The organism is Agrobacterium tumefaciens (assembly GCF_013337285.1).
In the GTDB taxonomy this organism is placed as follows: Bacteria; Pseudomonadota; Alphaproteobacteria; order Rhizobiales; family Rhizobiaceae; genus Agrobacterium; species Agrobacterium burrii.
In genome coordinates this window covers 1,026,468-1,038,801 of record NZ_SUPW01000001.1, presented here as the reverse complement: position 1 = coordinate 1,038,801, position 12,334 = coordinate 1,026,468, and the positions used below count along the sequence as shown (strand labels likewise).

Below are 12,334 nucleotides of genomic sequence, written 5' to 3'. Positions count from 1 at the left end.
CCGCAATAGTTCGCCGCGCCGCCGAAGGGCGCTGAGGTCATGGCGATCCTTGCGCTCGATCATCTTCAACTGGCGATGCCGGCCGGTCGGGAAGACGAGGCGCGCGCTTTTTATGGCGGCCTGCTTGGCTTTGCGGAGCAGGCAAAACCTGCCAATCTGGCAGCGCGCGGCGGCTGCTGGTTTACCTGCGGCGCGATAAAATTGCACCTCGGCGTCGAGCAGGATTTCTTGCCAGCGCGCAAAGCCCATCCGGCCTTTGTGGTCGATGATCTGGCAACCTTGCGAAAAACACTTGAAACAGCAGGCTGCCATGTGGTTGAGGATGAGCCGCTGGAAGGGTATCACCGGTTTTATGTCCATGATCCCTTCGGAAACCGCATCGAAATGATGCAGCCGCTCGAACCGTGACGAAAAGTACCGTTCCATGCCCCTGATCGACATGCCGGAATTTTCCGGAGAGCTACTGGAAGAATTCGCCGCGCGCCGCACGAGCCGCGTGAACACGCCGGTCATCCAGCCCGCCGAACCGTTTCTGGATATGGCCGGCGAGGATTTGCGTCGCCGCATCTTCATGACGGAAAGTGAGACGGGAACCAGCCTCTGCCTGCGGCCCGAATTCACCATTCCCGTCTGTCTGCGCCATATCGAGACGGCGACCGGCACGCCGAAGCGTTATTCCTATCTTGGTGAAGTGTTCCGTCAGCGCCGTGAAGGTGCGAACGAATTTTATCAGGCCGGCATTGAGGATCTCGGTGATACCGATATTGCCGCCGCCGATGCCCGCGCCGTCATTGACGCGACCGGAATATTGAAGCGGCTGCTGCCCGGCCGCACGCTTGCCGTCACGCTGGGCGACCAGCAGGTATTCGAGGCGGTGGTCGCGGCCCTCGGCCTGCCGCTTGGCTGGCAGAAGCGGCTGGTGCAGGCTTTTGGCGACATAGTGCAGCTCGAAGCACTGCTCGAAAGCCTCGTGCATCCCAAACCCATGACCGGTCTCGACGCGCGGGTCGCCGGCCTTCTGGCAACCGGTGACGAGGCGGTGCTCGTCGATTATCTCGATACGGTGATGCAGGAAACCGGCTATTCCACCAATGCCAGCCGCTCGCCGCAGGAAATCGCCCGCCGTCTGCGGGAGAAGCTGGCGCTTGCCGCCACCCGCCTGCCGGATGAGAGTTTCGAGCTGCTCAAGCAGTTCCTGGCCCTGCAGGCGCCTCTGCCGCAGGCCTCGCAAATCCTCCGCGATTTCGCCGAAAAGGCAAAACTGAAACTGGACGGTGCGCTTTCCGCTTTCGATAAGCGCGTTGCAGCGCTTGCCAATGCCGGTGTCGATCTTGAAACCGTGACCTATGGCGCGGCTTTTGGTCGCCCGCTCGATTATTATACCGGCCTCGTTTTCGAGGTGGTGGAAGCGGGCAGTGACAGCGTGCTTGCCGGTGGCGGCCGTTTCGACCGGCTGCTGACGCTGCTTGGTGCGCAGGAAAAAATCCCGGCCGTGGGCTTCTCGCTCTGGCTGGATCGCATCGACGTGGTGCGCGGGAGCGACAAGCCATGATCACCATCGCATTGCCCTCCAAGGGTCGGATGAAAGAAGATGCCTCCGCCGTTCTGGAACGCGCCGGGCTGAAAGTCGCTTCTGTCGGCAATGACCGTTCCTATCGCGGCCGCATCGAAGGACGCGACGATATCGAGATCGCTTATCTGTCGGCCTCCGAGATCGCCCGCGAAATCGGCGCTGGCACGGTGGATTTCGGCGTAACGGGCGAAGATCTGGTGCGCGAGGGGCTGGCAAACGCGGATGCGCAGGTGGAGTTTTGCGCCCGCCTCGGTTTCGGCCATGCCGATGTCGTGGTTGCCGTGCCGGAAATCTGGCTGGATGTGGACAGCATGGCCGATCTTGGCGATGTGGCGTCTGAGTTCCGCGCCCGCCATGGCCGGAGACTGGCGATTGCCACCAAATATTGGCGGCTGACGCAGCAGTTCTTTTCGCGCCAGCACGGCATCCAGCTTTACCGCATCGTTGAAAGCCTCGGTGCGACAGAAGGTGCACCGGCGGCGGGGCAGGCGGATATCATCGTCGATATCACCTCCACCGGCTCGACGCTCAAGGCCAACCACCTGAAAATCCTCTCGGACGGTATCATTGTTCGCTCGGAAGCCTGCTTCGTTCGCGCCCGCAAGCCGGAACATGAGAATGATGCGGCGGTTCACGAGATTGCTTCGCGCATAAAAGCGGCGCTCTGAGAATTAAAAACAAAAAAAGCCGCCGGAGCGATCCGGCGGCTTTTTGTTGGTTTTTTATTCGACTCAGGCGTGGGCCAAAGCCGCGCGGCGCTTGGCATCGACCGAGTAGGCGCCGGGGCCGAAGGTTGCGAGCAGGATATAAGCGCCGGCAAGGGTGATGTTCTTCATCAGCATGATGCCGTTCAGTGCATTGATCCAGCCGAGGGCCGGGTCAGGCCAGCCGGGCACGGCGACGGTGCCGCTGTGGAAGACGAGGCCGGTGAAGACGCAGAAGACGGCAAGCGCCCATGCGGCAATCTTCGTCTGGAAGCCGGCGAGAATGGCAAGGCCGGCAACGAATTCGAACAGGCCAGCAAGATAGGCAAGCGCGGTTGCGGCGGGCAGGCCGGCGCCTGCGATCATGCCGGCGGTGCCGGCCGGATCGGTCAGCTTGCCAAAGCCGGAATAGATGAAGATGAAGGAAAGCAGAATGCGGGCGATAAGAACGAGAACGTTCTGGCTGCTGGTCATGGATATCTCCGGTAGATGATCGGCGTGTCGCCGGTTAGCTGCAAGGCAATGTCTGGAGATATCAATGGCCGAAATTCATCCGTCCATAAAGATGAACAATAGGAGACAAATTGTCTTCATTTTGTGAACGAAACTCATTCGCTTGACGTAATGTTTAGGCGGCGAAGCGAATATCTTCGAAACGCGGAAACAGGAACAGCCCGGAAATCCGACCCTGCTGGCCGTCTTCGAAACCGGAGGATTCACCCATGCAGATGACCGGCTGCCGCATGGTCGGCAAGATGGAGACGCCGGTCGAAAAACAGAAACGAGAGGCCGCGGTGGAAGCCTGCTCGAAAAGCTCCAGCACACGGGCATGGTCGCCACGATCATAACAGCGGATCAGGCTGAGCAGACCGCATTCGCCCGGCGGCAGGCCGTGCATGAAAGACGCGTGTTCACCAAGCCGGAGGACGCCGCTTGAAAGGTCGCTGTTCCATTCTTCTGAAATGAAAAAATGTGACAGGGTTCGCGGATCTGGCATGGTTGCCGCAGCCATAGGCAGAGCATCGTTGCGTCTTGATATTTCAAACAAATCGCGCCCCCGCATGAACATCGTGCCAGCGCCGCTATTTCAAGCTTCGCCGCCAGGTCGAATTTTCACCGCCATCCGCAGTCGAACGTATTTGCCAGGCATTGAAACCCCTTCAATGCTTGCGTCCAGTCGCGGCACCCTTATGGGGGGTGACTTATAGTTTATTTTCTTCCGCCTACAACAACCGCTCAGTGAGAAAATCAAAAATATTATGTATTCCTTCATCGTAATCGCGAAATATATGAAAAAAGACAACTAAATGTCGCACATATAAGCTTGATGAGGCGGAAATTCGGCCGGTCGGCAATGGTGATTCGCCTGTCCTGACGTCCGATTATTGCATAGGTCACCGAAAACAAGCCGGCTAAATTTGCCGCTGTCTCAAAAAGAGACAATATCTTGAACCTGTGCCCGGCATCCCGCGCCAGAAGATAGTCTGCCATCTGGCAAGGCAGTTTTTCCTACGAAATTTCAACAGAATGGGCGATCCGAAGACCACCCTTTCTGCATTCCAGAGACACGACCGATTGGAAGTCCACGCCGCCCATCTGGCGTGCTTGCGACGCCGGACCTGCAAAAAAGGCATGGGCGGCAAAGAAAAAGGGCGATCCGAAGACCGCCCTTTTGTAATTCCGGTGGCAGGACTGATTAGAAGTCCATGCCGCCCATGCCGCCGCCGGGCATCTGCGGCATTGCCGATTCCTTCTTCGGAAGTTCGGCAATCATGGCTTCGGTGGTGATCAACAGCGAAGCAACCGAAGCTGCGTTCTGCAGGGCTGTACGAACAACTTTGACCGGGTCGACGATGCCGAGCTGGATCAGGTCGCCATATTCGCCGGTCTGAGCGTTGTAGCCGTAGTTGTCTTCGTTCTTGTCGAGGATCTTGCCGACAACGATCGAAGCTTCATCACCAGCGTTTTCTGCGATCTGGCGAACCAGAGCCTGCAGAGCCTTGCGAACGATGTTCACGCCGGCTTCCTGGTCGTCGTTCTCACCCTTGACGGTGATCTTCGTGGAAGAACGCAGCAGGGCAACGCCGCCGCCCGGTACGATGCCTTCCTGAACGGCAGCGCGCGTCGCGTTGAGAGCGTCGTCGATGCGGTCCTTCTTTTCCTTCACTTCAACTTCCGTCGAACCGCCAACGCGGATAACGGCAACGCCGCCAGCGAGCTTGGCAAGACGTTCCTGCAGCTTTTCGCGGTCGTAATCCGAAGTGGTTTCTTCGATCTGCGCCTTGATCTGGGCAACGCGGCCTTCGATGTCGGACTTCTGGCCAGCGCCATCAACGATCGTGGTGTTTTCCTTGGAGATCGAAACCTTCTTCGACTTGCCGAGCATGTCGAGAGTAACGTTTTCGAGCTTGATGCCGAGGTCTTCGGAAATGACGGTACCACCGGTCAGGATGGCGATGTCTTCCAGCATGGCCTTGCGGCGGTCGCCGAAGCCAGGAGCCTTGACGGCAGCGATCTTGAGGCCGCCACGCAGCTTGTTGACGACGAGCGTAGCAAGAGCTTCGCCTTCGACGTCTTCAGCGATGATGACGAGCGGCTTGCCGGTCTGAACGACAGCTTCGAGAACCGGCAGCATGGCCTGAAGGTTCGAAAGCTTCTTTTCGTGCAGAAGGATGTATGCGTCCTCGAGATCCGCAATCATCTTTTCCGGGTTGGTCACGAAGTAGGGCGACAGGTAGCCGCGGTCGAACTGCATGCCTTCGACGACTTCGAGTTCGGTTTCTGCGGTCTTGGCTTCTTCAACGGTGATGACGCCTTCGTTGCCAACCTTCTGCATTGCTTCAGCAATGTCGAGGCCGATCTGACGCTCGCCGTTTGCAGAGATCGTGCCGACCTGTGCAACTTCTTCCGACGTGTTGATCTTCTTGGCCTTGGCCTGAAGGTCCTTGACGACTTCTGCGACGGCGAGATCGATGCCGCGCTTCAGGTCCATCGGGTTCATGCCGGCAGCAACTGCCTTGGCGCCTTCGCGAACGATGGCCTGGGCCAGAACCGTTGCGGTGGTGGTGCCGTCACCGGCGATGTCGTTGGTCTTGGAGGCGACTTCGCGAACGAGCTGTGCGCCCATGTTCTCGAACTTGTCTTCCAGTTCGATTTCCTTAGCGACGGAAACGCCGTCCTTGGTGATGCGCGGAGCGCCGAAGGACTTGTCGATAACGACGTTACGACCCTTCGGGCCGAGGGTTACCTTCACTGCATCAGCAAGAACGTCGACGCCCTTGAGCATCTTTTCGCGCGCTGTGCGGCCGAATTTGACTTCTTTGGCTGCCATGTTCAAAACTCCTGGTTTCGAATGGCCGGACCGGGTCCGGCTTGAAATTTAAGGAAGGACGGGTTCGGCTAAATCAGCCGATGATGCCCATGATGTCGGCTTCCTTCATGATCAGAAGGTCTTCGCCGTTGAGCTTGACTTCGGTGCCCGACCACTTGCCGAACAGAACGCGGTCGCCAGCCTTGACGTCGAGAGCGACGACCTTGCCGGACTCATCGCGTGCGCCGGAACCGACGGCGACGATTTCGCCTTCCTGCGGCTTTTCCTTGGCGGTATCGGGAATTATGATGCCGCCCTTGGTCTTGGCTTCGGATTCAACGCGACGAACGACGACGCGATCGTGAAGCGGGCGGAAATTGGTGCTTGTCATTGCCTAATCCCTCGATCAAATGACTTCACGAACCTTCAGAGGCTCGCGTGATGGGTGTTAGCACTCTTCTTGTTTGAGTGCCAGCGAAGCCGAGATAAGGAGGCGTCCTGCCTGAGTCAAGAACGGCCTGTCGGAAAAATTTCATGGCTTATGGTTATCAGCGTTCCATGACAGAAATTTCCCATGTGCTGAGCGGCGGGTGAAAACCAGCCCTTTTGGCAACTCCTCATCCGTTACGGGCCTAGCGGGGTTTTATGTCCGCACGGTGGCGGGTGGATTGGCAGGCAGGCTCGGCACCGCTTTTTTCCTTGCCATCGGCGTCCTGCTTTGCGATGTCACGCACACCCTTTTCTCGCATCCGGAAAGCATATCATGGCCCATCGCATTCTCACCCTCGGCGAAATCACTCATGGGTTCGACGTTATTCTTTCGGATGTCTGGGGCGTGCTGCACAATGGCGTCAACGCCTTCCCGGATGCGGCTGTTGCGCTGCACGAAGCGCGCAAGGCCGGCAAGACGGTGGTGCTCATCACCAATTCGCCGCGCCCGGCTCCCGGCGTTATCGCCCAGCTGCGCGTGCTCGGTGTGCCTGACGAGGCTTATGATCGGATCATCACATCCGGCGACGTCACCCGCGGGCTGATCGCGGAAGGCCCGAAAAAAGTCTTCCTGCTTGGCCCCGAGCGGGACATGCCGCTGCTGGAAGGCCTCGATGTTGAACGGGTTGGCGAGGCGGAGGCGCAATCCGTGGTCTGCACCGGCTTCTTCGATGATGAGACGGAAACGCCGGAGGATTACACCGAAATGCTCAAGGGCTTCATCGCCCGTAAAGCCCCGATGATCTGCGCCAATCCCGATCTGGTGGTGGAGCGCGGTGAGCGCATCATTCCCTGCGCCGGCGCCATGGCCGCCTATTATGAGCAGCTGGGCGGCGAGGTTCGCATTGCCGGCAAGCCGCACACGCCGATTTATGAAGCCTGCCTTGCTGCGGCGAAAGAAGTGCGCGGCGCCTTCCCCAAGGACCGCGTTCTCGCCATTGGCGACGGCATGCCGACTGATGTGAAGGGCGCGATTGCGAGCGGCCTCAACCTTCTTTATATCAGCGGCGGCATTCACGCCGCCGAATATACGCTGAATGGCCACACGGACGAGGCGCTTCTCAACGCCTATCTCAAGGGGCAGGGCGCGGCTCCCGGCTGGTGGATGCCCCGCCTTGCCTGAGAAACGTCTGGCTTAAGCCGGCGTAAAATATGGATCGACTGCCATGACCGTCTTTCATCGCAATGAAAAAAAGGAGCCGCTGCCGGACAATCTTCGCGGCGGCGTCATCGCGATCGGCAATTTCGATGGCGTGCATCGCGGCCACCGCGCCGTTCTGGACCGGGCGCTGGAACTGGCGGAAGCGCGCGGCGTTCCCGCACTGGTTCTGACCTTCGAACCACACCCCCGTTCCGTCTTCCGCCCTGACACGCCGGTCTTCCGCCTCACGCCCGCGCCGTTGAAGGCGCGCATTCTCGAGGCCATCGGTTTCCGCTCCGTCATCGAATATCCCTTCGATCGGGAATTCTCGCAGCGTTCGGCGGAAGAATTCGTCCAATCCATTCTGGTCGACTGGCTGGGCGCGAGCGCCGTCGTCACCGGTTTCGATTTCCATTTCGGCAAGGGCCGCGAAGGTGGTCCGGCATTTCTGATGGCTGCCGGCAAGCGCCACGATTTCGACGTGACGCTGGTGGATGCCTTTCGCGACGAGGGCGCGGATGTCGTCTCCTCCAGCCGTATCCGCTCGCTTCTGTGCGAGGGCGATGTGGCGGGTGCTGCCGGACTGCTTGGCTATCGTTTCACCGTTGAAAGCGAAGTCATAGACGGCAAGAAGCTCGGCCGCACCTTGGGTTACCCCACCGCCAACATGGCGCTGGCACCGGAGACGGAACTGAAGGCGGGCATCTATGCCGTGCGGTTCCGCCGTCCCGATGGTTCGATCCGCGATGGCGTCGCAAGCTTTGGTTACCGCCCGACCGTCACGGAAAACGGCGCGGCGCTGCTTGAAACATTCGTCTTCGATTTTTCGGGCGATCTCTATTGCGAAATCTGTTCGGTGTCCTTCTTCGGGCATCTGCGCGACGAGCTGAAATTCGACGGCCTCGAACCGCTGGTCGCGCAGATCAGGCGCGACGAGGAAGAGGCAAGGGCGATGCTGTCAGGTGTGCGGCCGCTGAGCGAACTGGACGCGAAGATCGCCTTTTGAGCGGAAAGGGCCGACCGACCCTTATTCCGGCCCCGATTGCTGTCGCTTTTCTCTTCCTTTTTACTGGAAAACCGCATAAACAATCCGCCATGTCCCAATACCGGTTGATGTTTAAAACTCAGATTAGCCGAATTATTGGCCCGGCTTTCCGCCCGCTCTGACGAGCCGGAAGGTCCGGGATTTTGGCGCTTGTCATGACAGTCGTCATGGCGCTTTCCGTATTTGCCCTGTTTTAAATTGAGACGGCGCGACCGACACGGCGCGCAACAACGGTACGATTATGAGCGACACCGCAGAAAAACTCGACTATTCCGCCACCCTTTATTTGCCGCAGACGGATTTCCCGATGCGCGCCGGCCTGCCGCAGAAAGAACCGGAAACGGTGAAGCGCTGGCAGGAAATGGGTCTCTATAAGAAGCTGCGCGCTTCCGCCGCCGGCCGCGAAAAATTCGTGCTGCATGACGGCCCGCCCTATGCCAATGGCAACATCCATATCGGCCATGCGCTGAACAAGATCCTGAAGGACGTCATCACCCGCTCGTTCCAGATGCGCGGTTACGACGCCAATTACGTGCCGGGCTGGGATTGCCACGGCCTGCCGATCGAATGGAAGATCGAGGAAGCCTATCGCGCCAAGGGCAAGAACAAGGACGAGGTTCCGGTCAACGAATTCCGCAAGGAGTGCCGTGAGTTTGCGGCCGGCTGGATCAAGGTGCAGTCGGAAGAGTTCAAGCGCCTCGGCATCGAGGGCGACTTCGAGAACCCCTATACGACGATGAACTTCCACGCCGAGGCCCGCATCGCCGGCGAACTCCTGAAGATCGCCCGGACCGGCCAGCTTTATCGTGGCTCCAAGCCGATCATGTGGTCGGTGGTGGAACGCACGGCGCTGGCGGAAGCTGAAGTCGAGTATCACGACGTCGAGAGCGACATGATCTGGGTGAAATTCCCGGTTGTGGATGTGAAGGGAGCAGCCAAAGCAGAGTGGGTATCAGGAACCAACTCAGTTGTGCCTGTAGTCAATAATCTCAATGATCTTGAGGGTACTTCAGTCGTCATCTGGACGACCACGCCGTGGACTATCCCCGGCAACCGCGCCATCGCGTTCTCTTCGCGGGTCGAATATGGCCTGTTCGAAGTCGAAAGCGCACAGAACGATTTCGGCCCGCAGCCGGGTGAAAAGCTGATCTTTGCCCGGAAGCTTGCCGATGAGGCAGCGGCCAAGGCGAAGCTGACCTTCAAGCTCGTTCGCGATGTCAAAACCGAAGAACTGGCCGCCATCACCTGCGCCCATCCTTTGGCTTCGATCGGCTACGATTTCCCGGTTCCGCTTCTTGATGGCGATCACGTCACCGATGATGCCGGTACGGGCTTCGTACACACTGCACCGAGCCATGGCCGCGAGGACTTTGACGTCTGGACCGCGCATCAGCGCGAGCTGGAAGCGCGTGGCGTCTCGCCGGCTATCCCGTTCCCGGTCGGCGATGACGGTTTCTACACCGAAGACGCCCCCGGTTTCGGCCCGTCCGCCGAGGGCGGCGCTGCCCGCGTCATGGACGATAACGGCAAGAAGGGTGACGCCAATGATCGCGTCATCAAGGCGCTGATCGCTGCCAATAACCTGTTTGCGCGAGGTCGCCTGAAGCACAGCTATCCGCATAGCTGGCGCTCCAAGAAGCCGGTCATCTTCCGCAACACGCCGCAATGGTTCGTCTATATGGACAAGGAACTGGGCGACGGCACGACGCTGCGTTCGCGTTCGCTTGATGCCATCGACCAGACGCGCTTCGTTCCGGCGTCCGGCCAGAACCGCCTGCGCGCCATGATCGAAGGACGGCCCGACTGGGTTCTGTCGCGCCAGCGCAGCTGGGGCGTGCCGATCGCCGTCTTCGCCGATGAGAAGGGCGAGGTTCTGATCGACGAGGCCGTCAATGCCCGTATCCTCGAGGCTTTCGAGGCCGAAGGTGCGGATGCCTGGTTCGCCGAAGGCGCCAAGCAGCGCTTCCTCGGCAATGACCACGACCACGACAAGTGGCTGCAGGTCATGGATATTCTCGACGTCTGGTTCGACAGCGGCTGCACCCATACCTTCACGCTGGAAGATCGCCCGGACATGAAGTGGCCGGCGGACGTCTATCTTGAGGGTTCAGACCAGCATCGCGGCTGGTTCCACTCGTCGCTCTTGGAAAGCTGCGCGACGCGCGGCCGTGCGCCCTACAATGCCGTTGTCACCCATGGTTTCACCATGGATGAGAAGGGCGAGAAGATGTCCAAGTCCAAGGGCAACGTGGTCTCGCCGCAGGAAGTCATGAAGGATGCCGGCGCGGATATCCTGCGCCTGTGGGTGATGACCACCGATTATTGGGACGATCAGCGCCTCGGCAAGGCCATCATCCAGACCAATGTCGATGCCTATCGCAAGCTGCGCAACACCATCCGCTGGATGCTCGGCACGCTCGCCCATTATGAGGGCGAGGAGGTTGCTTACGCCGATCTGCCGGAGCTGGAAAAGCTGGTGCTGCACCGCCTGTCCGATCTGGATAAGGTTGTGCGCGAAGGTTATGACGGTTTCGAGTTCAAGAAGATCGCCCGCGCGCTGGTGGACTTCTCGAATGTCGAGCTTTCCGCCTTCTATTTCGATATCCGCAAGGACACGCTTTATTGCGACGCGCCGTCGTCGCTGAAGCGCCGGGCGGCCCTGTCGGTCATTTCCAGGCTGTTCGATTGCCTCGTTTCGTGGCTGGCGCCGATGCTGCCCTTCACGACGGAGGAAGCGTGGCTGTCGCGTTATCCGCAGGCGGAATCGGTGCATCTCGTCCAGTTCCCGGCAATCCCGGCGGAATGGAAGAATGATGCTCTTGAAGCCAAGTGGGACAAGATCCGCAAGGTTCGCACCGTCGTGACAGGTGCCCTGGAAGTCGAACGCCGTGAAAAGCGTATCGGTTCCTCGCTTGAGGCAGCGCCTGTCGTGCACATCGCCGATGTCGATCTTCTGGCGGCGCTGAAGGGCCAAGACTTCGCCGAAATCTGCATCACCTCTGCCATCTCGGTGGTTGGTGATGAAGGCCCGGCCGATGGCTTCCGTCTGCCGGAAGTCGCAAAGGTCGTGGTCGAGCAGAAGCTGGCGGAGGGCGCAAAATGCGCTCGCTCCTGGCGCATCACCACCGATGTCGGTTCCGATCCGGACTATCCGGAGGTTTCGGCCCGCGATGCGGCGGCACTGCGCGAGCTCGCATCACTGGCATGATTTGAAGCTGCGCATCGTTCCTTCCGAAACCGATTCCGGTTTCGGGCGGATGCATAATGAAAATGGCCGGATGAATTGCGCTTTGCCTCTTCATCCGGTACACCTGCCTGAAAATGGCCGGATTTGCACGGCAATGCGGGTTACCGCCTGCCGAAAGACGATGTCTGGCGCAGTGGGACGGACGGCTGGAAGGGTTTTTATGACGACGATGAAGGCTTTTGGGCAGGCTAATGCGCAGGGTTTTGGCATGTTTCGCACGGTTGCAGGCATCACGGCCATAGGCGTGCTGCTGGGCGCGTGCACCAGCCCGACCTACGGGACAGGCAAGACGTCGGCGGAACAGCTGGTCGACGATCTCGGCAACGCGACCTCGATCACCGGCAGCGACCAGGAAAAGCGCAACCTGAAATACAGCCCGCGCCCTGGCCTCGTCGTTCCGGCCCAGTCCCGCGCCGAACAGCTGGCCTCGCCGCAGCAGAACATGGCCAACCGCGAATCCAATCCGCAATGGGTCGAATCGCCGGAAGAAACCCGCGAACGCCTGCGCGATGAAGCGGATGCCAACAAGAACAACCCGCATTACCGCTCACCGCTGCTCGCCGGAAACGGCACGGCTGGTCAGATGACCGAAACCCAGAAATGGGAAGCCTTCCGCAAGGCCAAGGCCGATGCCCAGGGCGGCTCCGTCGTCAACAACCAGCGCAAGTTCCTCACCGATCCGCCGGCCGAATATCGCAGCGTTCCGCAGGATCAGCTGACCGATCTCGGCGAGCCGGAACAGAAGAAGGAAAAGCGCCGCAAGAAAGAAGCGGCCGTGGCAAACACCGGCAAAAGCTGGTGGAACCCTTTCCAGTAAAAACTGGC

Annotated in this window: 11 protein-coding genes; 7 read left to right on the top strand and 4 right to left on the bottom strand. The window is 59.5% G+C overall.

Annotated features, from left to right (window positions below; all coding sequences use genetic code 11):
• Positions 1–39 precede the first annotated feature (39 nt).
• From FCH38_RS05085 to hisG, 3 genes are read left to right on the top strand one after another with little or no spacing between them, the layout of a single operon-like run.
• Positions 40–408 carry a VOC family protein gene (locus tag FCH38_RS05085; protein ID WP_174373027.1) on the top strand — a complete coding sequence of 123 codons (369 nt, stop codon included), beginning with the start codon at positions 40–42 and terminating at the stop codon, positions 406–408.
• A gap of 16 nt (positions 409–424) precedes the next feature.
• Entirely contained in the window at positions 425–1,552 is a 1,128-nt protein-coding gene (locus FCH38_RS05080; RefSeq protein ID WP_174373026.1) for an ATP phosphoribosyltransferase regulatory subunit, read from the top strand.
• Positions 1,549–2,241, top strand: coding sequence for an ATP phosphoribosyltransferase (gene hisG, locus FCH38_RS05075; RefSeq protein ID WP_149898657.1), 693 nt, complete (start codon positions 1,549–1,551; stop codon positions 2,239–2,241). Before FCH38_RS05080 ends, hisG begins: the two co-directional genes overlap by 4 nt.
• 63 nt (positions 2,242–2,304) lie before the next feature.
• On the opposite strand, the gene FCH38_RS05070 is transcribed toward hisG, so the two are convergent.
• The 4 genes from FCH38_RS05070 to groES all read right to left on the bottom strand — a co-directional run bounded on the left by FCH38_RS05070 (position 2,305) and on the right by groES (position 5,978).
• Positions 2,305–2,751, bottom strand: a complete 447-nt coding sequence (locus FCH38_RS05070) for a DoxX family protein (protein WP_174373025.1) — start codon at positions 2,749–2,751, stop codon at positions 2,305–2,307.
• 154 nt (positions 2,752–2,905) lie between these two features.
• Complete coding sequence (locus FCH38_RS05065; protein WP_174373024.1) at positions 2,906–3,340, bottom strand: hypothetical protein; 435 nt, start codon at positions 3,338–3,340, stop codon at positions 2,906–2,908.
• A gap of 633 nt (positions 3,341–3,973) precedes the next feature.
• On the bottom strand, positions 3,974–5,608 hold the full coding sequence (gene groL, locus FCH38_RS05060) for a chaperonin GroEL (RefSeq protein WP_153513240.1): 1,635 nt from the start codon (positions 5,606–5,608) through the stop codon (positions 3,974–3,976).
• A gap of 73 nt (positions 5,609–5,681) precedes the next feature.
• The gene (groES, locus tag FCH38_RS05055) at positions 5,682–5,978 is read right to left on the bottom strand and encodes a co-chaperone GroES (protein ID WP_003522946.1); all 297 of its coding nucleotides are present in this window, start codon (positions 5,976–5,978) and stop codon (positions 5,682–5,684) included.
• A gap of 372 nt (positions 5,979–6,350) precedes the next feature.
• Between groES and FCH38_RS05050 the strand changes: the two genes are divergently transcribed.
• The 4 genes from FCH38_RS05050 (at position 6,351) to FCH38_RS05035 (ending at position 12,326) form a co-directional block, all read left to right on the top strand.
• Entirely contained in the window at positions 6,351–7,199 is an 849-nt protein-coding gene (locus FCH38_RS05050; protein ID WP_174373023.1) for a TIGR01459 family HAD-type hydrolase, read from the top strand.
• 43 nt (positions 7,200–7,242) lie between these two features.
• Positions 7,243–8,223 carry a bifunctional riboflavin kinase/FAD synthetase gene (locus FCH38_RS05045; protein WP_174373022.1) on the top strand — a complete coding sequence of 327 codons (981 nt, stop codon included), beginning with the start codon at positions 7,243–7,245 and terminating at the stop codon, positions 8,221–8,223.
• Between the two features lie 280 nt (positions 8,224–8,503).
• A complete protein-coding gene (ileS, locus tag FCH38_RS05040) occupies positions 8,504–11,470 on the top strand; it encodes an isoleucine--tRNA ligase (RefSeq protein WP_174373021.1) in 2,967 nt (988 codons plus the stop codon).
• Positions 11,471–11,669: 199 nt separating this feature from the next.
• Positions 11,670–12,326, top strand: a complete 657-nt coding sequence (locus FCH38_RS05035; protein WP_174373020.1) for a hypothetical protein — start codon at positions 11,670–11,672, stop codon at positions 12,324–12,326.
• The last annotated feature ends 8 nt before the right edge of the window (positions 12,327–12,334 follow it).